The 22941-nt window shown below is 46.6% G+C and carries 11 protein-coding genes and 1 pseudogene; 11 read left to right on the plus strand and 1 reads right to left on the minus strand.

Translation table 11 applies throughout. The features are described from left to right. Positions 1–433 precede the first annotated feature (433 nt). A complete protein-coding gene (locus HXT45_RS01360) occupies positions 434–1207 on the plus strand; it encodes a TraX family protein (protein ID WP_415704767.1) in 774 nt (257 codons plus the stop codon). On the opposite strand, the gene HXT45_RS01365 is transcribed toward HXT45_RS01360, so the two are convergent. Continuing rightward, positions 1191–2207: a LacI family DNA-binding transcriptional regulator gene (locus HXT45_RS01365; RefSeq protein WP_415704768.1), complete on the minus strand. Its 1017-nt coding sequence runs from the start codon at positions 2205–2207 to the stop codon at positions 1191–1193. The two genes, HXT45_RS01360 and HXT45_RS01365, sit on opposite strands and share 17 nt — an antisense overlap. A gap of 257 nt (positions 2208–2464) precedes the next feature. On the opposite strand from HXT45_RS01365, the gene HXT45_RS01370 reads away from it, so the two are divergent. From HXT45_RS01370 to HXT45_RS01415, 10 genes and pseudogenes are all read left to right on the plus strand, one after another. Then, positions 2465–3853: an extracellular solute-binding protein gene (locus HXT45_RS01370; protein ID WP_248901502.1), complete on the plus strand. Its 1389-nt coding sequence runs from the start codon at positions 2465–2467 to the stop codon at positions 3851–3853. Between the two features lie 70 nt (positions 3854–3923). Next, a complete protein-coding gene (locus HXT45_RS01375) occupies positions 3924–4859 on the plus strand; it encodes a carbohydrate ABC transporter permease (protein ID WP_016798349.1) in 936 nt (311 codons plus the stop codon). Then, positions 4856–5689, plus strand: a complete 834-nt coding sequence (locus HXT45_RS01380; protein WP_004113800.1) for a carbohydrate ABC transporter permease — start codon at positions 4856–4858, stop codon at positions 5687–5689. Before HXT45_RS01375 ends, HXT45_RS01380 begins: the two co-directional genes overlap by 4 nt. 15 nt (positions 5690–5704) lie before the next feature. Then, positions 5705–8521 carry a TIM-barrel domain-containing protein gene (locus HXT45_RS01385; RefSeq protein ID WP_421781971.1) on the plus strand — a complete coding sequence of 939 codons (2817 nt, stop codon included), beginning with the start codon at positions 5705–5707 and terminating at the stop codon, positions 8519–8521. Between the two features lie 616 nt (positions 8522–9137). Then, positions 9138–16386 (plus strand): annotated as a pseudogene (locus HXT45_RS01390) (peptidase). Positions 16387–17304: 918 nt separating this feature from the next. After that, positions 17305–19212: a molecular chaperone DnaK gene (gene dnaK, locus HXT45_RS01395; protein ID WP_020758889.1), complete on the plus strand. Its 1908-nt coding sequence runs from the start codon at positions 17305–17307 to the stop codon at positions 19210–19212. Next, complete coding sequence (grpE, locus tag HXT45_RS01400) at positions 19212–19967, plus strand: nucleotide exchange factor GrpE (protein WP_174191405.1); 756 nt, start codon at positions 19212–19214, stop codon at positions 19965–19967. Before dnaK ends, grpE begins: the two co-directional genes overlap by 1 nt. Positions 19968–20215: 248 nt before the next feature. Continuing rightward, positions 20216–21259 (plus strand): DnaJ C-terminal domain-containing protein, encoded by a 1044-nt coding sequence (locus HXT45_RS01405; RefSeq protein WP_115761981.1) that lies wholly within the window; start codon positions 20216–20218, stop codon positions 21257–21259. A 91-nt stretch (positions 21260–21350) separates the two neighbouring features. Next, on the plus strand, positions 21351–21959 hold the full coding sequence (locus HXT45_RS01410) for a heat shock protein transcriptional repressor HspR (protein ID WP_016806621.1): 609 nt from the start codon (positions 21351–21353) through the stop codon (positions 21957–21959). 262 nt (positions 21960–22221) lie between these two features. Then, the gene (locus HXT45_RS01415) at positions 22222–22914 is read left to right on the plus strand and encodes an HAD family hydrolase (protein ID WP_421782259.1); all 693 of its coding nucleotides are present in this window, start codon (positions 22222–22224) and stop codon (positions 22912–22914) included. Positions 22915–22941: the final 27 nt, after the last annotated feature.

The raw sequence follows: 22941 nt of genomic DNA on the forward strand, positions 1-22941 counted from the left end.
GCCACTCAAGGCAGAAGCACTGCTTCTGCGTGGCGAAGACGTTAGCGCGGCTAATCCGCGCTAACGATACGACCTGCCGTGTAGTGCGTTTGTACTTAAAATATGGCGTGTCGTCATACAAACGCACTACATAAACGCACAAAACTGTAGTGTGTTTGTATTTGATTTTGGTGTTTTTTGATACAAACGCACTACAAGAAATGCACAAAATATTGAACAAAAGTCAACATAAACAACAAAGCACGGAAAACAACTCCGCATTTTGTAGCTCTAATCGGCGTGTCTAACAACAAAAAGCGGAAATAGTTGACGCGTTATGCATAGCTCGAAGTCGTCGATTCGCCGCGAAAAATCTCGAATCTCCACTGCACTTGATGTAATATACGTACTTATATACGCACTTAACGCCACGCATGCGAGCAAGAGGTGAATTATGGACGCGCTAAAACCAAAGATCCGCGCAGACAAGAACATAAAAATGGGGATTACGCTCAAAAAGTTCAAGCTGCTCGGCGCTGTAATGATGATGCTCAGCGCGTTCGGCACAACCGTGATTCCGCACCTTTTTGGCGGCCTTTCCAACTCCAACATGTGGAGCCTCACCGCTGCCGTAGTGTGCGAAGTTATAAGCTGGTCGGCTCTGCCGTGGTACGCGTGGCTGCTTGTTCGCGGCTATCAAAACACGCATAACCTCAACCTTTACACGCTTCGTCTGCTTGTGTTGGCTCTTATTTGCGAGGTTCCGTACGACTTTACAACCTTTGGATGTGCTTTCGATATGCGCTCGCAAAACCCAGTGTTTGGGCTTGTTATTGCGCTGTTTGTGCTTTCGGGAATCGACATGGTTCGCGCGCGTTTTAAGGGCGCGCAAAAAGTGGCGTCAATCGTAGTAATTCTGGTTGCAGGAATATTGTGGAATCTTTTCGGCAAAGTTGGCTTTAGGCAGAATATTTTTTGGGGCGGAGCTTTACTTTTAGGATTTGTTTTGATTTTTAGGTTCCTAGAAAACCACGAGATTCGCATGGAGCTGATTGCTGGCGCTTTCGGCGCTATGTCGCTTTTGGCGCCTGGCGTTGGTGTGGCTGTGTTGCATTACCGCAGTCCGTATGGCGATGGCCCTAAGCAAACTAAGCAATTCCGCTGGCTTATGTATGCGTGGTATCCGCTTATGCTTGTAATCGCAAGCGTGTTCACGATTCTGCTTTAGGCGCAGCCGTAGAATTTCTTATAATAAGTTGCACTGGGGCTGTAAGATGTCTTCGCGCTACAGCTTTACCTTCTATAAGAGATATCGCAATGTTCCCAGCTTGTTCTGCCATTGTTTTAGGATTTTGACGGATTGTGGTTAGTCCAGCCTCTTTTGCATAAGTGCCATTGTCGAATCCTATAATCGATAAATCTTCAGGCACGCGAATTCCTAATTTTTGTAATCTAAACAAGAACGGCATTGCTGTTGAATCCTGGTGGAAGCATATTGCAGTAGGCGGATTTTCTTGTGTAAAAAGTTCAGAAAGAGTGGCATCTATAGGGTCATCTTTTATGTCTATTGGCAGTACTTTCCCTTGCATTCCGTCAATATTGTTGCACACGTTTTCAAAGCTTGTTATTCTTCTTGACGAGCTAAAGCGGAAAGATGAACAAAAATGCTCATACACGTATAAAAGACGCTTATGCCCTAATGTTGCTAAGTGTCGAATCGCAAGTTTTATACCCAGAGCATCGTCGATTCCGATTGATGCAGAAAGCACTTTAGAAGCTGTGCAGTTTATTCCAACAATTGGTACGTTTATGCGTTGTAATTGTTCGGCCTCGTTGCTGCTTATGTCAAATGACGATACGATTATTGCGTCTGTGTTTGCGCGTAAAGGCAGCTCTTTAAAGAAGTTTTTCCTTTGTTCAACTCCCTCTAAAAGGTGTATTACAAGGTCGTAGCCGTTTTTGTTAAGTACGCTATTTAATCCTTCTATAATTGCTGCGCTAAACCATTCGATTTTACTGCTTCCGATTAGCAGCGTTATGCGATACGATTTGCCTGTTTTAAGCTCTCCAGCGGTTCTAGAAACAGTGAAATCCATTTGTTCGGCTGCGCGCATGACTTTGGCGCGTGTAGATGCGGAGACTTTTTCTGGATGCGCGAATGTTCTGGAGACGGTTGCAATCGACACTCCTGCCAGTGTTGCTACATCGCAAATACTAGTTTTTGACAAGTCGCACCTCTTTTAAGCGTTTTAGCTGCAGCGTTTTAACCGCATCTCTTGTAATCACCCTGCTTCCAGTTATCATAAATGAAAAGGTTTACATTTTTAGACACGCCGCCTAAAAAGTATTTATTCATGCAAAAATAGCCTAGTATTAAGGATTCAAAATGAAAACCTTTACATTTACATTTTTAATGTTTGACCGAGCTAAACGTAAAGCAATATTATAAAGTTACCCATCAATTTCACGAGGAAGTGGAGTAGTAATGAAAATTAAAAAAATATGCATATCCTGCATAGCAGTTTTAGGAATGATTTCTACGCTTGCCGCATGTGGGAATAGTGGTGCAGCAGGAGTAACCGATACAAAGAAAGACAAAGGCCTAGCTGTTATGGGTCAAGCTTTAAAGTATGACCCGAATCATTTAGTAAATCAAGGAAAGCCAATCCAACTCGAGTATTGGAGCTGGGGAGATGCATCCACCGATCCAATTTACGAAATGATTAAGGATTATCAAAAGATTTATCCAAATGTGAAGTTTAAGACTAAGAACGTTGCCTGGGATGATTATTGGACAAAGCTTCCACTTGCTCTAAAAGGAACAAAAGGCCCAGCTTTGTTTAATATTCACAATTCCAAAGATGAACTTATTCGCCCGTACGCTGCTGACTACAAGATTGACAAAGCTGCTATGGAATCGGATTACGCAACGGCGAGTGCGCATGAAGATGCTAAAGGTAATGTAAAGTACATTGATTCTGTAATCAACACGGGAAACATCTACTACAATAAGAAGCTTTGGAAGGAAGCTGGTTTAACTCAGGCAGACATTCCTACGACTTGGGATGAGTTGCGCGAAGTGGCAAAGAAACTCACTAAGTGGAATGGTTCCAAGATGGAACAGGCTGGATTCAACGTGAATGGCGATGCTTATGCTGCAATCAATCAAGGATTGAACTATCAGCGTGGTGAACTTGCTTTTGATGAAAGTGGCAAGAAGCCTAATTTTGACAACAAAGTCACGCGTGAAAACATGAAGTTCTTGAAGAACTTGTACGACAAAGACAAGGTTATTTCTACTGACTTTGGCACGGATTACACGCAAAGCTTTGGAAACGGCCAATCTGGAATGGTTTATGCCTGGGGATGGCTCGAAGGTGTGCTAAAAGAAAAGTACCCAAATATTGAATATGGAGTCTTCCCAACTCCAACATTCACAAAAGAAAAGCCATTTGCGTACGATCGCTACAATGGAGAATCCACTCCAGGAATTAACGCTCACCAGTCAAAAGATCAGCAAGAGGTTGCTCAAGACTTTATTAAGTTCATTCTTGCTAACGACGCGTTTATTCGCTCGGCGGTAAAGCATTTGAACTCGTTCCCAGCAAAGAAGTCTTTGCAAAACGATCCTGAGATTCTAAAGGCTCCAGTAATGGCTGCGATTCAGCCGCGTGCAAATCGCCTAATCTGGCCAGGAATCACGCCTTCTACCGTGGAAACAAGTAGCAAGGCTGCTTTCCAGAACGTTATGCAAAATGGTGAGTCTATTGATGATGCAATCAAAGAGGCTCAGGCAACAATGGTCAAAGATATGAAGAATTCTAAGTTTACGTCTGCAGAAAGTAAGTATGAGTTCTTCAAAGAGCACAAGTAAAAACAAAGCAGACTAGTTAGCTAGTTGTAAATCGTAATCACTGTGCTCAGTAGGTAAGGCAAGGAAAATCATGGAACAAGTTAATCAGGATTCTCATTTGAGCAAAATGAGAAAACATAATGGTGGTATGTTAAAAATAAGCACTGCTCTTTCTCGAACCTTCTCCTTTCGGAATATAGCAGTAGTGTTTCTGATTGTTTATTTTGTGATTTTTCTTGCCTATCCAATATATAAGGCTTTTGCAGGCAGCTTCCATGAATGGAATCCGCTTGTTGGAACATACAATTGGGTTGGGCTGGATAATTTTAAGCAGATTTTAGTAGATAAGTTATTCTGGAAGTCCATTGCAAACACTGCAATCTTTACGTTTGTATCTGTTGTATTCCGCGTTATTCTTGGCATTGGTTTTGCAATGTTGTTAAGCTCCAAGCTTGTTAAGTGCAAAGATACTCTGCGAGGTCTTTTCTACATGCCAACAATTACGCCGTTGGTGGCAGTGAGCTTTGTGTGGATGTGGATGTTTGACCCGCAGTTTGGCATGATCGATAGGGTTACAGGCTTAAATATCAACTGGTTGCACAGTTCCACTTGGGCTATGCCAGCAATCATAATAATGACAATTTGGAAAGACTTTGGCTACGCAACGGTATTATATTTGGCTGGATTAATGAATCTGCCAAAAGATGTTTACGAAGCGGCAGAAATCGATGGCGCTAATAGCGTGCAAAAATTCTTTAGAATAACAGTTCCATTGCTAAAGCCAACAACACTTTTTATAGTAATCACATCTATGATTGGCTATATTCAAGCGTATGTTCAGATTCTTGTTATGACCAATGGCGGCCCAGGAACATCAACGTACACAATCAGCTATCTGATTTTTGATCAAGCGTTCCAAAAGTATAACTTTGGAATCGCATCTGCAATGAGCGTCATTCTGTTTATAATCACTGGAATCCTAACATTCATAATGTTTAAAGCGTCTAAGGATAGTGAGTTAGTATGAAAAAACAAAATCTTAAAAAGAGCATTATTGGATGGTTTCTAACAATATTCCTATTCTTATTGTCTTTCTTAACAATCGTGCCATTTATTTGGATGTTTGTATCTTCCTTTGCTCCAAACAGTGACATTGTGCGCATAGATGGTGGGTTGTTCCCAAAGCCGAGTACGTTTGGGAATTACGTTGGGATTCAAGAGAAATTCGACTTTTTGAGGCTATTCTTTAACTCATTGTTTATATCGGTAGTTAAAACGGTAATAGCCATTTACACGAGTGCCGTTCTTGGATATGTGTTTGCAAAAATGAGATTCCGTGGCAGAAATCTGCTTTTTGGAATAGTAATAAGCACGATGATGGTACCGTGGGCAGTAACAATTATTCCTCAATACGACATGATGACTAGCTTTGGTTGGCAAGACACGTATCGCGCGCTTATAGTTCCAGGCTTAATAAGCGCATTTGGAATCTTCTTATTCCGACAATCAATAAGCGGAATATCCGACGAATTGATTGAAGCAGCAAAACTAGATGGAGCTTCGGATTCTAGAATATTCCACAGAATAATTCTGCCAATGAGCCACAATACTATTGCTGCGCTCGCGATATTTACGTTCTTGTGGAATTGGGAAGACTATTTGTGGCCATTCCTTATGATTACAGACGAGAAAAAGCAGCTTCTTGCAGTTGGATTGAAGACGTTTAGCGGAAGATTTGGAACTGACTACGGCGGTTTGTTTGCTGCGGCATCGCTTGCTATTATTCCTGTAGTAGTAGTGTACTTGGTGTTCCAGAAGCAGTTTATTGCTGGAATTTCAACCGGCAGCGGTAAGTAGAAAAGGGCGGGTCGAATGACTTTACAAGATGCGCGTGAAGCGCTGGGAACACAGGGTGTGCAAGACGCGCACATTTTTTACGATTATGCCAAAAATCCGCTAGCTAAGGCAAAAGAATCGCAGGTTATAAGCGGCAAAAATTGGCGAATTACGTTAATCACGGATTCGCTTGTGCGCCTTGAGTGGAGCGAAAACGGCGAGTTCGTAGACGCGCCTACACAAACAGTTGTAAGGCGAAACTTTGAGGGCAGCGCGCAGTTTGCCGCGGGAAAATCGCAAGCAACCGAAGATGAAGCATCGCGCGCTTTTAATCCAAAATCTGTTAATCCAAAATATAGTGTAAAAAACTTAGAAAATGGCTGGATAGAAGTCGAAACCGAAAAACTGTTGATTACGTACAACCAGCAGCCGTTTAGCAAAGAGGGCTTGAGCATTGTTGTGCGCGGAGTGCCAGGCTCGCAATTCAACACGTGGCATTACGGCGACGAGTGCCACGGCAATTTACTCGGCACAGCGCGAACAGTGGACGAGGCGGATGGAGCCGTAAAGCTTGGAACGGGCGTAATATCTCGCGATGGGTGGGCCGTGTTAGACGATTCGCGCTCGGCAAAAATCGCGTATGCGGCTGCTGTTGATGGAAAAGAAAACCCATACGGGGCATGGGTGGAGCCGCGCGCAAAGGCGGATGGCAGTGTGTCTGGGGAGTCTGCCGAATCTGCCGAATCATCTAAATCAAACTCTAAAGACCTATACTTCTTTGGCTACGGTCACAACTATATAGGCGCAATTCGCGACTTTTACAAGCTTACAGGCGCGCAGCCGCTTCTTCCGCGATTCGCGCTAAGCAACTGGTGGAGCAGGTACTACAGGTATAGCCAAGACGAATATTTGCAGCTGATGAGCCGATTTAAGCGCGAAGGCATACCGTTCTCCACGGCCGTAATCGACATGGATTGGCACGTGACGGATGTGAACCCAAAGTATGGCTCGGGATGGACGGGCTACACGTGGAATCGCGATTTATTCCCAGACCATCGCGCGTTTTTGCGCAGCCTTGCCAGCGAAGGGCTTTCTGCAACGCTTAATTTGCATCCGCGAGACGGCGTGCGCGCGTTTGAAGACGACTATGCGCAAGTTGCGCGCGATATGGGGATTGACCCACAAAGCGGCAAGGCAGTTGAGTTTGACCTTACAAATCCGCGCTTTTTGAACGCGTATCTAAACATGCATCGGCGCATGGAGGGCGAGGGCGTTAGATTCTGGTGGATTGACTGGCAGCAGGGCGGAGTTACAAAGCAGGCTGGTCTGGATCCGCTTTGGATGCTTAACCACGTGCATTACCAGGATTCGGGGCGCGGCGGTGCGTGGCCGCTTACGTTCTCGCGCTACGCTGGGCCTGGCTCGCACCGATACCCAGTGGGATTCTCGGGAGATAGCGTAACAACGTGGGATTCGCTGGCTTTCCAAACCTACTTTACGGCCACAGCTTCCAACATTGGATACGGCTGGTGGAGTCACGATATTGGCGGCCACATGCTTGGCGTGCGATGCGATGAGCTGGAGGCGCGCTGGTACGCTTTTGGCGCGTTTAGCCCGATTAATCGCCTTCACTCCAGCTGCTCGCCGTTTGCTGGCAAAGAGCCGTGGAATTTCCCTGCTGAGACGCGCAATGCGATGGTTAAAATGCTGCGACTTCGCGCGCAATTGTTGCCTTATTTATATACGATGAATTATCGCGCGGCGGTTGATGGCAGGCCAATTGTAGAGCCAATGTATTGGCAATCGCCAGAAACGCTTGCAGCGTACGAGATGCCGAACGAGTACCGTTTTGGCAGCCAGCTTGTTGTTGCGCCAATCGTTAGTAAGGGGTGCGCGCAAGTTGAGCGCGGATACACTTCCGTGTGGCTGCCAGAAGGCGATTGGTACGATTTCTTTGACGGAAGGCGCTACGTTTCGCGCGGCGGTGCTGGCCGCAGATTTGAGGTTTGGCGAGGAATCGACCGCGTGCCAGCGTTTGCGCGCGCTGGGGCTATTGTGCCAATGCAAGTTTTGCCAAGTGAAGAAGATTGCGCAAGTAGCGATCAGGCGGCGGCTGCTGTTAATAGCGTTGAAAATACGCGATCTTTGCGCGTTCTTGCATTCCCAGGGGATTGCGGCGAGTTTGTTATGCGCGAAGATAACGGACGTTTTGAAGACGCGTGCGCTGGGAAAACTGCCGATACGCGCATGGAGCTGATTTGGCGCGACGGCAATGGATCCACACAGTTTGTGATTGATGCAGCAAAAGGATGCGCTAGTGCCGTTTCTGCGCTGCCTTCTAATCGCGATTGGAGCGTTGTGTTTAAGGGCGTTGCTTGCCCAGACTTTGGCAAAATCCGCGTTTTTGTTGGGGAAAATCAGGTTGAATCTGACTCTGTAGAAGTTTCATATGAGGGCGAAGAGTGCGACTTAAGTCTTACCGTTTCTGTGCGCAACGTGCCTGTTGGCGATTGCGTGCGCATAATTGTTGATGGCGGTTTGCAAATTGCTGCCGACCCTAAGGTTGGCGATTGCTACAGGCTGCTTTTACAAGCGCAAATGCCGTACCGCGGCAAGGAGATTGCTTTTGACGCGATTCGCCAAGCTGATGGCAGCGCGAGTGCTATAAGCGAGCTTTGCGCGCTTGAGTACACTAGCGAGAGCGATTTTGACCGCTACCAGCAAAGCGTTGACTTGACTAACGCGCATGCGCCACAGCATCCAGAGGTTACTAAGTGGGCGCAATGGAAGTGCACGCTGCCTGACTCGGTTAAGCGCGCGCTTGAGGAGATTTTAATTCGCAGCGCGCTGTAACTGCGCGAATCGACTTGCATGGGCGCTTAGAGCGTAGCGCGCGCGGTTTACCGCGTTTGTAGTTCTAATCGGCGTGTTGAGCTACAAAGTGCGGAAAAACTTCCGCACTTTGTACCATATTTGGCCTAAATCGCGTACAAAAAGCGGAGAAAACTTCCGCACTTTGTACCATATTTGGCCTAAATCACGTACAAAATGCGGAAAAAGTTGATGCTTGCGGCGAATTCATAAGCGCGCTGCAGATGGGTTAAAAGTGTGAGTTGTCTCATATTATACGTGAGTTGTCTTATATACAAATGTTTAGATAATTAGGCTAAAAACGGCGCTTGGCGTGTTAAAATCGCAAGTGTTTTCTAAAAAATTATCTCGCAAAAACCCTTGAAATAAAAGGCCTAGGGGGGGGGGTATGCATCCCCAAGAGCTATAAACATTTGTTTATGTAGTGTCAAAAATATTCTCTAAATGTTATAATGACTTGTTAAAGATTGCTGCTCCTTTATAGTTGCACGCTATTGAAAATTAAATAACTACCTTTAGAGCTTATGACTTTTTGTCGCTCATTGGTTAGGGCGTTCAAAACTTTTTGACTATTTGTTCTAATAGAAAGAAGAGGAAAATGACTACAAAATCTGGTAAGCACGCAAACAAGATCGCAAAGAATGCATTGGATTCTGCAGCTAACAATGGTGTTACAAAGGCTGTTGACATGCGTAAAGTGGCCGCTCTTTCTGCTGGTGCTGCTGGCGTGATTGCTGGCGCGGCGATTGCTTTTGGCGCAACTCCTGCAATGGCGGCGGAGACTACTTCTACGCCTGTTGATACTTCTACGTCTGCAAATGCGCAGGATTTAACTGCTAAGAAGTCTGATGAAAAGCAGAAGTCTGATGAAGAGCAGCAGGCTGATGAGGCTAATAAGAAGACTACAGATAGCACTCCAGCACCTGATAACACTACTTCGAAAGCTAGCACTTATGCAGCAAGTAACACTCCTGCAGAAGCTTCAGCTGGCCCAAATTATGGCCAGGTGCGTGAAGCTGACCCTGCGCCAGCTCCAAAAGTTAACAGCACAATCGAACTTTCACAAGATAAAAAAGACACGCTCCCAAACATGTACGCATGGGGCTCTTCCGACAATGTGTACATTGAAAAGGGGCAAAACCAATCCGTTACCTTTAAATTTGCAAAACCTTCTGACGGTAGCACCATTACCAAAGTAGCAATTTTCCCATCTGATGGTAATACTGTTGATAATACTAAAAGTAGAAAGTTCCTTGAATATTATTCCGATGCTGCTGCTGTAAACGAGCATCAGCCATATTCAGGTACATACGAATTTAAAGTAGACACTGATGGTACAGCTACGCTTACCATGACCAAGCTTTATAGAGATGGCAATCTTAAGAGTGGAGAAAGCTACTCTGCAAACCGTTGCATTTATGTGTACGGTACAGATAAAGACGGTAAAACAGTAGTGCTGTACAAAACAAACATTGTTCGTGCAGCAACACTTATTCCACCTAAAACAGCTGGCTCAATTGTGCTGAAGTATAACGAAGAACTTACCGCACAACAAATTCAAGATAAGCTAAAGGCTGCCTTAGATGCTCCTACAGAAGCAACTGGTAAAAAATCAATTCGCGATCAAATTACAGCTGCAAGTACATCTAGAGGCGTGGGTGGACGCACTGGAGAGAATGGCGCATTTGTTCAGACGCCAGATACTGCTGAAAACAAGGTAATTATTACCGATCAGCAAGCTTATGATGCTAATCAGTTAGCTACCGTTATTAACAAGGTAACTTCAAAGACGGGCGAGCCAACAACATATGTGACGGGCGTGAATAACCTCAAGACCTACCTGGTCTCTGACCTCGGCTACAAGTCCGAGGCGCTCGCCCTTACCGTTGCGCGCTATGACACGCGTATCGAAAAGCCGATTGTTGAGGACCCGACTAATGTTTCGACTGAAGTTAAGGAAGAAATCGCAAAGAAGCTTGCTCAGCTAAATCATGTGCCGCAAGACAAGGTTACCTTCAACGATAAGGGCGAAGCTGTAATCAACTTCGACGGAGTGGATGCTGCGGACGCTCCTAAGATTGCTTTGCGTGACCTTGTGTTGAAGAAGCTTGAAGAAAAGGATGTTACTGTTCCAACTGGCGATAAAGCAGTCTTTGTGGCTAATCCACTTGGATATTCAAGCGCCGAGATTGACCGCATTAAGACAGCTATTTACGAAGCTAATAAAGACAATACAGAGCTTGGCCTTACCAGCACAGATCAGATTTCGCTTTCGTACCTTACTGGCGATCTTACTGCATCTGGTGATGCTAATAAGGGTATCTCTAATGGTCAGGCGGAAAACAAGATTACCGTTAAGATCAAGACTGACAAGTCAGTTGCTGAGTTTACATCTAATGTAAAAGAGAGCAAGCTCACCAAGCTTCCAGACATCCGCAAGGATTACGACGTTACTTGGACTAAGACTAAGATTGATGGTCGCGATACCGACGAAGGTATTTCTTGGAGTAATGATCAGAAAACCACTATTATCTACCGTTACGACCCAACTAAAGCGCAAGAGTTTGATACAACAAAGATTCTTGGTTTGCTGAAGGCTAAACCAAAGGATAGTAGTTCTGGTTTGCGCGAGCTTACAGGCGGCGAGCAGCTTGCCTATGAAGGTACAAGTAATCATTCGCGCAAGTCGCACATGAACTATGCGTTGCAAAATGAAGAGCCAACGGGCGAGCTTACGCTTGGCAATATGGGTGGCGCTTATTGGTCTGGGAATCAGAAAGTTTCTAATTCTGACGTAGACCTCGGTGATAATTTATCAGATGCTGGTTCGTATTCATGGGATACAGAGGCTGGCTCTGTAACGGTGGCTGCTAAAAAGGGCAAGATTTTCAAGGCGCGCCTGTTTGTTGAGCCGTATGCAATGACATACTATAAGCATGTTTATCTGGAGCAAGGCCGCAATCCAGGCAATACAGCAAAAGCAATTAACGTTATCTTTGTGCCGCAGACGAATCATAAGAAGGATGACCTTTCTAAGTCGATTGACGAGCACAAGCTTGCTGACGATAAGAAGACTCCAACCGAGGCTAAGTACTACAACGCGTCTGCTGATAAGAAAGATGCGTATGAAAAGGCATTAAAGACTGCAACAGACTTGCTTGCAACTGTTAAGGACAAGCAAGAAAAAGACCTTACCGAAGAGCAGAAGGCGCAAATCGATAACGCTACGATTAACCTTAACAAGGCACGCGCCGAGCTTGATGGTGCTGACACCAACAAGGATAAGCTGAACGCCTCGATTGATGCTAATGGTAAGGCTGCCGAAGGCGCTACTGCTGAAAAACCTGGCACTGTAACTACTGACAGGTATAAGAACGTTACTGATCAAGCATTCCAGACCGACGATGGAAAGCCTGATGCTAAGAAGAATGAGGCTGCCAAGAAAGCCAAGGAAGATTACGACAAGGCTCTCGAAGAAGCCAATAAGGTAAAGGAAGACAAGAACGCCACACAAAAGGCCGTTGACGAAGCCAAGGCTAAGCTGGACGCTGCGCGCGCAAAGCTTAACGACTTTACCACTAGCAAAGACAAGCTGAACGCTGCCATTGCTGAGCATGGTCAGGTAAACACGGGCGATGCGACTAAGCAAGGTGACGAAAAACTCAAGACCGCCGACCCAACCTACCAGAACTCTACTCCTGAACAGCGCAAAGCCTACGACGATGCCGTAGCAGCAGCAGATAAGGTCTCCAAAGATCCTAACGCTTCTCAAAAGGAAGTAAACAAGGCTATTGATGATCTTAAGAAAGCTAAGGCAGCACTTGATGCCAACGCAACCGACAAGTCTCCTCTTGCCGCTGCGGTGCAAAAGAGCTTCGATAATCCTGATCCAAACGATGCTACCAAGCAAAGTGTGTTCTACAAGAACGCTAAGGCTAAAACTAACGATCCTGCTGCTCAGCAAGTTGTCACAAATTATGACAACGCGCTAAAGAAAGCTAAAGACGTCCTCGCAGACAAAAACGCTACCAAGAAAGACGTTGAGGACGCCAAGAAAGCGCTTGAAGACGCTGAAGCAGCACTTCATGCTGACAAGTACTCTACGGATAAAACCGATCTTGGTAAAGCACTTGCGGACAACTTCAGTGGTTATCTGATGCCGGCCTACTTCAACGCCTTTGATAAGGCACAAGCTGAGGGCAAAGATTCTCAGGCTGCTAAGGACTTCAAAGCCTATAACGACGCTTACCATGCTGCAAAAGACTTGATGGATGAATTAAATAAGCCTGGGAGCACCGTAGATCAGAAAAAGGTTGATGCGGTTAAAGAGCAGCTAATCGCTGCGCGCAAGATTATCGATACGTATGCAACCGACACCAGCAGACTTTCGGCTGCTGCGCTTAATGACGTTGCCATACAAAACAGCCCAGCCTACAAGAATTTGAAGGCTCTTGCCGAAAAGCAAAACCCAACCCAAGAAGAACAAGCAGAGGTAGAAGCTGCTAAGAAAGCTAAGAAGGCTTATGATGATGCAGCAGAAAAGCTGCACAAGGCGCTTACTAACACGCTTCCGAAGGATCGAGCAAATGGCCAGGATATTCCTGATAGCAATATCCCGAAGAAAGATGGCGACCTTAATAGTAAGGACTACCTGAAAGACATTCAGGCGCACAAGAACGGTGAGCCACTGAACAGGGATGTTGACAGTATCCTTCAGGAAATGAACGACGCGGCGAAGGCGTTGGATAAGTTCGCCACCAAGACCGACGAGCTTCTTAAGTCTGTTAACGAGCATGACAATACCAAGCAGACGCCTGCATTCAAGAATGCAAATCAACCTGCTTTCAAGCAAGCTGACGGAACTGATGATACTGCTAAGAATACTGCTGCTAAGGCAGCTGTAGATGCCTATGGTGATGCTCTTAATGCCGCAAAGGAATTGCTCAAGAAACCTGATGCAACGCAGAAGGAAGTCAATGATGCGTTGAAGAAGCTTGACGATGCTCGCAAAGAGCTTGACAAGTACAACACCGATACCGCCAAGCTCAAGGAGAGTGTTGACAAGCACGGCTCTACAGATGGCCCTGCAGCTACAGAAGGCACGCAAACTTCTGACGCGTATCGCAATGCGTCTGATCCTCACTTCTTAACTGCTGATGGCAAGCCTGATACTAAGAAAAATGATGATGCCAAAGCGGCTAAGAAGGCTTACGATGAAGCTTTGACAAAAGCTCAAGAGCTTTTGAAGAAGCATGATGATAAAGATACGCCGCAAGACGCAAAGCCAACTCAAACAGACATCAACAATGCGCTTGATGCTCTTGATAAAGCACGTACTGAGGTTGAGAAGTATAAGACTGTTACTACTGATCTTGAGACAGAAATTAATAAGTCTACTGCGGAGGGTGCTCCTGCTGTTACTGAAAACGACTTCGAGAATACGCCGGAGTTCAAGAATGCTAAAGCTAAGACAAGTAACGGTGTGGAAAACACAGATGTTACTGCTTACAACGCAGCTCTAAAGAAAGCGCGCGACCTTGTAAAGGCTGCTAATCCTACAGATCCGGATGCTAAGAACAGCTCACATCCAACGCAGCAGCAGATTAACGAGGCGCTTGACGCTCTTAAAGCAGCTAAGAAGCAAATTACTGATAACTACAAGACGAATCTTGAGCCGTTGACTTCTGCTAAAGACTTTGCAGATGGTGACTTCAAGAAGACGCCTGAGTATCTAAATGCTGTTGCTAAGAAGACTGCTGGTGACCAAGGTGCCACACAAGCCTTAGGTGAAGATGGAAAAGACACAGGCTTTGACAATATTCTCAAGAAAGTTACCGAAAAGCTTAATGATGAAGATTGGAAGAAAAAAGCAACTCAAAAAGATGTAAACGCTCTGCTTAAACAGCTGAAAGACGCTCAAGACAATATTGCTAAGAAGTACAAGACTGATGCAATTAAGCTGTGAACGTGAAGTAGGCGATAAGGATCAAGATGGCAAGCCTGTAACACCTCCATTCGAGGCGTCGGTGGCGTACAAGAACGCACTTGAAAAGGCAAAGACGGAAGAAGATAAAACTGGTAATGACTCCGCAACCAAGAAGCTGGAAGCTTACAACGAAAAGCTTAAGGCTGCGCAGGAACTCCTCAACAAGGTGAATCACCCAGATCCAAACGCGAAGCCAGAAGATCGTCCAACTCAGAAGCAGGTCGATGATGCTCTTGATGCTTTGAAGCAGGCAAAGAAGGACATCGACGACAACTTCAAGACCAAAGTTGATGACTTGCAGAAGGAAGTTGACGATAAGGATGAGCAGGGTACAGCTAAGAATCCTACTTTCGAGAACACAACCGAGTATAAAAACCTTCAAGGCAAGACTAAGGATGGCAAAGAACCTGAGGATCTAACTGCCTATAAGCAAGCTTTGGCTAAGGCTAAGGAACTCATCGACAAGAACGATGGTAAGGTCACGAAGGATGGCCAGGAAGTTGACGTTCCAAAGGACCAGCTGCCAACTCAGAAGGAAGTTGACGAGGCTAAAGAGGCTCTTAAGAAAATCAAAGACAAGATTCTTGCCAACTACAAGACCAATCCTGTTGAGCTTCAAAAAGAAGTCGACAAGTCTAAGGACGGCGACGACGACCAGCGTGATACCACGTTTGAGAATACGCCTGAGTTCAAGAATGCCGATGCTAAGAAGGGTGAAGACGGCAAAGACAATGCAGATATGGCGGCCTACAAGAAAGCTCTTGGCGATGCCAAGAATCTCCTTGATAAGTTTGACCGTACTACTGGCAAGCCAAAGACTGATCTCCCAGCAGGCGAAAAGGCTCCAACCCAACAGGAGCTTGATAAGGCTCTAGACGCCTTGAAAGCCGCCAAGAAGAATATTACTGACGGCTACAAGACTGATCCTTCTAAGCTGAAGTCTGAAGCGGATAAAGATGGCGACTTCACCAAGACGCCTGAGTACGTAAACGCTCAAGCTAAGGGTGATGACGCATCTAAGAAGGATCTTGAGGCCTATAAGAAGGCGCTTGAGGATGCGAATAAGGTTCTTGGCGATAAGAATGCTACGCAGAAGCAGGTTGATGATGCTTTGAAGAAGCTCCAGGATGCTAAGTCTAAGCTTACGGATGGCTACAAGACGGATAAGGACAAGCTCTACCAAGAGAAGGACAATGACCCTGAATTCCGCAAGTCGATTCCGTTCTTGATTGCAGATAGCAAGGATATAGCTGAGTACAACAAGGCGCTGAACGATGCGAATGCTGTGCTTAATAATCCAAACGCTACGCAGGCCCAGGTTGACGAAGCGCTTAGAAAGTTACAACGCATAAAGCAGAAGATGATCGACTTATACAACTCGCTTGGTTCGGGTAGTGATGACGATTCCGACGGCAACAACAATGGCAACAATGGCGCGGATAATGCAAATAACGCGAACGCGGTTGATAAGTCTATGTTGCAAGCCGAAGTGAATGGTGCTCTTGCGGATGTTGCCAATGGCGCGGGCGCTGCTGGCGCGGCGAATGGCGCTAAGGGCACGAAGGGTGCACTTGTAGACGCAAGCGTGATTAAGGAGTTTAATGATGCTCTAGAAAACGCTCGCCGCGTGCTTGCTGATCCTAATGCCACTCGCGAGCAGGTTGAAGCTGCGACTATGCGACTTCGTGCAGCTCGTGCGGCTCTTAATGCTGCAAAGGCAAACAAGGGTAGCAACTTGCGCGGAAACATGGGAGTGCAAACTGGCGTTGATTCAGCAACGTTAAGCGCGTTTGCTGCTGTGTTTGTTGGGCTGGCGGGACTTGGAGTGTCTGCTAAGCGCCGTAAGCACTCAAGTAGATAAAAGTTTGCGCTCTAGTAGCGTTCCTTAAAAAAGCGTTCACATTTTGTTTTATAGTGTGAACGCACAAAATGGCTTGCGCTCCGACCTGCCTTTTCGCTTAAAGCGTAGCGCGAAAAGGCAATTCGGAGCGCTGAGCCGCTTAAAGCAGAAGCACTGCTTCTGCGCTGCAAAGCGCTTTGACTGAGCTTGAAATTGCATAACGCATTTCAAGCTCCTTCAAAGCGTGATTTGGCTCAAATGTAAAGTCCAGTGGACTTTACATGCCAAATCAGCCTCGCGGCTACTAATAGCCGCGAGGAATAGCGCGGCTAATCCGCGCGAGCGAAACACCTTTACGGATATCTTGTGAACGTTAATGTTCTAATGTTTTAGGTTGGCGCTATTTATTGCTCGTAGAGAAATACATCAAACCTTCTGAATATCTAGGACTTTTGCGTGGTTTTTATCACCGAGATTCTCGATTTTTCTTCTTCATTCGATGAATCACCATCAAAGATGCTGAGGTTCATCTCATTCAGGGCGAAAAATCTCGAATCTCTACTCAGTTTGGCGTAATCCATGCAACCTATGTAGTGCGATTGTACCTGATTTACGGCGTGTCGTCATACAAACGCACTACATAAACACGCAAAACTGTAGTGTGATTGTACTGAATTTTGGTGTTTTTTGATACAAACGCACTACAAGAAAAATCTCGAATCTCTACCGTGCTCGGCGTAATTTATGTAAATAGGTTAAAACTTGAGTGGGGGAGTATTAAGTTTTTGCGAAACGCGCGCAAAAATGCTTGACTTTAATAACTTGAGTGTGTTAGACTCAAGTTTTGTAAAAAGAAAAAGCGGCTAGTCGCAAGGCTGGCTGTCAAGAATTTGAGTACATAGATTAAAAGGTACATAGATAAGATAGCTAGGAGATATTATGGGACGCGCAGTAGGTATTGATTTAGGAACAACGAACTCCTGCATTGCAACGCTTGAAGGCGGCAGCCCAACAGTTATTGTTAACGCAGAAGGTGCGCGTACAACACCGTCCGTGGTGGCTTTCAGCAAGTCGGGAGAAATCTTGGTTGGCGAAGTCGCTAAGCGTCAGGCTGTTACTAACGTTGACCGCACGATTAGCTCCGTAAAGCGCCATATGGGTACGGATTGGTCTGTTGAGATTGATGGCAAGAAGTGGACTCCTCAGGAGATTTCCGCTCAGGTTTTGATGAAGCTAAAGCGAGATGCAGAAGCCTACCTTGGCGAGCCAGTAACCGATGCCGTTATTACATGCCCAGCATACTTCAACGATGCTCAGCGTCAGGCAACTAAGGATGCAGGTAAGATTGCAGGCTTGAACGTGCTGCGTATTATTAACGAACCAACTGCTGCAGCATTGGCTTATGGCCTTGAAAAAGGCAAGGAAGACGAGCGCATTTTGGTGTTCGACTTGGGCGGCGGTACTTTCGATGTGTCGCTTCTTGAGATCGGTAAGGATGACGACGGCTTCTCCACAATCCAGGTGCAGGCCACTAATGGCGATAACCACTTGGGTGGCGATGACTGGGATCAGAAGATTATTGACTGGCTTGTTGGCGAAGTTAAGAACAAGTACGGCGTTGATTTGAGCAAGGATAAGATTGCTTTGCAGCGCTTGAAGGAGGCTGCTGAGCAGGCAAAGAAGGAGCTTAGCTCTTCAACATCTACCTCAATTTCTATGCAGTACTTGGCAATGACTCCTGACGGAACTCCAGTGCATTTGGATGAGACTTTGACTCGTGCTCACTTTGAGGAAATGACTTCCGACTTGCTCGGTCGCTGCCGTACGCCATTTAACAACGTGCTTTCCGACGCTGGCATCTCCGTAAGCCAGATTGATCACGTGGTGCTTGTTGGTGGTTCTACTCGTATGCCAGCCGTCAAGGAGCTTGTAAAGGAGCTTACGGGTGGTAAGGAAGCGAACCAGTCCGTGAATCCAGATGAAGTTGTGGCTGTTGGCGCAGCAGTGCAGTCGGGCGTTATTAAGGGAGACCGTAAAGACGTTCTGCTTATTGACGTAACTCCACTTTCTTTGGGCATTGAAACCAAGGGTGGAATTATGACGAAGCTTATTGAGCGTAATACCGCAATCCCAACTAAGCGATCCGAGGTGTTCTCTACTGCAGAAGACAATCAGCCATCCGTGTTGATTCAGGTATACCAGGGCGAGCGCGAGTTTGCGCGCGATAACAAGCCTCTTGGCACTTTTGAGTTGACGGGTATTGCTCCAGCTCCTCGTGGCGTTCCACAGATCGAAGTGACTTTCGACATTGACGCTAACGGCATTGTGCACGTTTCCGCTAAAGATAAGGGAACGGGCAAGGAACAGTCCATGACGATTACGGGCGGTTCTGGTTTGCCAAAGGACGAGATTGATCGCATGGTTAAGGAAGCGGAAGCTCACGAAGCAGAAGATAAGAAGCGCAAGGAAGAAGCGGATACTCGCAACCAGGCAGAATCCTTTGCTTACCAGACTGAAAAGCTTGTTAACGACAATAAGGATAAGCTCTCCGACGAAATCTCTAAGGAAGTTACCGAAAAGGTGAATGCTTTGAAGGAAGCTTTGAAGGGTGATGACCTTGAGAAGATTAAGAGCGCGCAGAGCGAGCTTATGACGTCTGCGCAAAAGATTGGTCAGCAGCTTTACGCTCAGCAGGGCGCGGCTGGTGCTGCAGGTGCTGCGGGAGCTCAGGCTGGCGCTGGTGCTGCTGGTGCTGCATCTGATGCAAATGCAGGTGCCTCTAAAGATGACGACGTGGTTGACGCCGAAGTGGTGGACGACGACAAGGACGATAAGGACAACAAGTAATGTCCGAGTTTAACGCCAACGACTACTTGAGTGGTTTGGAAGACGTGCCGTCAGCGGCTGGCGATTCGCGTGCGGCGGATAGCGCGGCTGATAGCGTTGCGGCTGATGGTGTTGCGGCGCATGAGGAAACTCATGAAGCAAAGCATGAAGCAAAGCACGAAGCTGCTAACGCGGATGCTGCCGCTAGCGCAGACTCCGCTAGCGCAGCCGCCGACGCGGAAAAGTCGCAAGCAACCGCAGATGAATCCAACGCGCGTAAATCTCAAGAAAATGACAATTCTGTAGACACTCAAAGCAGCGAAGAAGACGATTCCTTAACGCCTCTTGGCAAAGCCAAAAAAGAGGCGGCGGAGTATTTGGAAGCGTTGCAACGCGAGCGAGCAGAGTTCATTAACTTCCGCAATCGCGCAGCCAAGGAGCAAGATCGGTTCAGGCAGCATGGAATAACAGACGTGCTTACGGCTTTATTGCCAGCTTTAGACGACATTGATAGGATTCGCGAACACGGCGCAATGGACGATTCGTTCAAGGCTGTGGCCGCAAAATTAGACAAGGCGTTTGAAAAGTTTGGCGTAGAAAAGTTTGGAGAAAAGGGCGAAGACTTTGACCCGACTAAGCACGATGCGATTCTACACAAGCCAGATGCGAATGCTACGAAGGAAACGGTTGATGTTGTTGTGGAATCGGGCTACAGGATTGGAGATCGAGTGATTCGCGCTGCAAGAGTCGTAGTGGCGTCTCCAAGCAATGAGTAGTAGCGTGCGCAGTGTAAAACAGTGTGAAACAATGCGTGAAACATCGCTAATGTCAGCGCTTGTTTGGATTGTTTAGCTCGCGCATTTCATCAAATGTTTACTTATGCAAGTCCCATGCCTACTCGTGTTGGCGGTTTAGATTCTAAGCAGCTAGCGCGAGTAGGTTATTTAGATACAAGCTATAGATACAAGCTATAGATATAAGTTGTTTAGATAAATGCCAGTGGCTCAAAGAAAAAGGAGCTTAAATGGCTGAGAATGAATGGCTAGCCAAAGATTTTTACAAGGTTCTCGGAGTCTCCAAAGATGCCGACGAAGCCACAATTACAAAAGCGTACAGAAAACTCGCTAGAAAATATCACCCAGATTTAAACAAAACTAAAGAAGCAGAAGAAAAATTCAAAGACGTATCCGAAGCGTATGACGTTTTGAAAGATAAACAGATGCGCGCTCGCTACGATGCGATTCGCCAATTTGGCGCAGGCGGAGCAAGATTCGCTGGCGGAACGGGCGCAGGTGGATTCGACGCAAGCGGATTCAGCGACATTTTCTCATCAATGTTTGGCGGATCGCCAATGGGCGGCGGCTCACGCGTGCGATTTTCCACGGGCGGCGCGGGTCCAGATATGGGCAATATATTCTCCATGTTTACGGGCGGCGCTGGAGCGCAATCATCCGCAGGATTTGGCGGTGCAGACTATGGCCAGTATGCTCAATCTGCTCAATCTGCTCAATCTGCTACGCAAAACACGCCTGAACGAGGTGAAGACATTACAACGTCTATAAAACTAACGTTTAAGCAGGCGTTTAAAGGCGCTACAGTTTCGCTTCGATCGGGCGGAGAATCGTTCAAAACTCACATTCCTGCAGGCGTAAAAGACGGGCAAAAAATACGCCTAAAGTCAAAGGGAAAGCCAGGAAAGTTTGGCGGCGCTTCTGGAGACATGTACTTGCAAGTGCAAGTGGAAAAGTCGGAGAAATTCTCGATTGAAGGATGCGATTTAGTAGCCACTTTGCCGCTCACCTTAAGCGAAGCTGTGCACGGAGCAAAAGTCACGCTTAAAAACGTAGACGGCGAACCGATTGTGTTTAAGGTGCCATCTGGAACTTCGAGCGGCAACAGAATACGCGTAGAGGGAGCAGGCGTGCCAGGCAAAAACGGCGCGTTTGTTGGAATTGCGCAAATACACGTTCCAAAAAAGCCTGGAATGGCGGTAAAACATGCTGCAAAAGAGTTTGAAAAGGCGTGTGGCGCAGATTACGAGCAAGAAGTGAAGGATTTGCGCGCATAGCAACGGATTCGCTTAGCGTTTGCGTTTTGTGTTTGCTCGTAGTCGTAGCAATTGCTCGTGGGAATAGCGTTTGCGTGTAGAAAGGAAAGTAATGGCTAGGTTGGATCGCCAAATTAGGGCGCTGTATGAGATGTGTGCAGTGGCGCTAGTGCGCGGAAATGCAACGCTTGACGGCGCGGACGAAGTGGGCTTTAAAATCGACATGCCGATTTTTACCGTGAGTCACGTAGCCAACCTAACCGACACGCATCCGCAAACGCTTAGGCAGTACGATAGATTGCGCTTGATTATGCCGCAGCGCACAGAAGGCGGAGCCAGAAGATACTCGCTTAGAGACATAGATAGGCTTGTGCAAACGCAAAAGCTGAGCCAAGAAAACGGCGTGAATCTTGCTGGAATTATGCGGATTTTGGAGCTTCAAGAAGAAAATCGCCAGCTTAAAAGGCAAGTGAGGCGCTTAGTTGACGAGGCGGCGAGTGCGGAGCGAAACATTTTTGCAGCGAGTGCAGACGGAAACATTGTAGAGGTTCAGCGCTCGCAGCGCGCAAAGGATTGGCGCCGAGATATTCGCGTGCCTCAGCGCGAGTTGCCGTCGTCTTATGCAAGAGGCAATAATGGCGATTCGCAATATAATGATTATGCGAGCAATGATTTAGAAGACGATAGGTCGATTGTTTTGTGGCGCGCGTTTGGTCTATAGCGACTACGCTAACAAGTGCCTATATAAACATTAGTTTAGATTTTTCTAAATACTAGTCAAATGCTTAAATAGATGGTGGATATGTGGATAATCGCAAAATCATATGCGCTAATAAGTGCATAAGTGGATAAGTGCGTAATCTAAGTAGCACTTAAGTGTATAAGTGCATAAGTGTATAAGAATATAAAGGGGATTAATGGCAACGAGCGCAACCGAGGAAAATGCATTGACAGAGTTAGCTGCAGAAAAATCGGCAATTGAGATGGCAGCTGCGGAAAATCGCAAGCTGGCAGCAGTTTTTTGGGATATGGACGGCACGCTAATCGACTCCGAGCCGTATTGGCATGAATCCGAGATTAAAATCGCAAAAGAACATGGGGGCGAGTGGAGCGAAGAGCTTGCGTGGCAATACTCGGGCGGCTCGTTAAAAGATGTTGCGCAAGCTATGATTGCGCGCGGAACAAAGATGGGCGTTGAAGAGATTGGCAACGCAATGGTGGACTATGTCGCCGAGCGCGAAAGCGTGGAAGTTCCATGGGTGCCAGACGTTCTAGATCTTTTGCAAAAGCTTGCCGACGCAAAAATCCCTTCGATTTTAGTGAGCAATTCGCCAAGGCGACTTGTTGAAAACATTGTGGATCATGCGCCTAAAGGTGCCTTCGCTGGTTTTGTTTGTGGAGACGACGGATACCCTACAAAGCCAAGCCCAGAGCCGTATTTAGCTGCAGGTAGATTGCTTGGCATTAGCGCGCAAAACATGAAGTATTGCATTGCGATTGAGGATTCGTTTGCAGGGCTAAAGTCGGCTGCAGCTTCTGGCGCGACCACTCTTGCGCAAAGAGCGTATTCTAACTTAGACGTTAGCGGCGGGCCGCAGTTTGCAGACTTAGACGGCTACAAAGACCTTACGCCGCAAGCGCTTGAGCGCTACGTTATTGATCGCATTGCTCAGTAACTAATACGGATTTTCCCGATTTTGTAC

Origin of the sequence: Gardnerella sp. DNF01199S (assembly GCF_049244155.1) — a bacterium.
Classification (GTDB): domain Bacteria; phylum Actinomycetota; class Actinomycetes; order Actinomycetales; family Bifidobacteriaceae; genus Bifidobacterium; species Bifidobacterium piotii.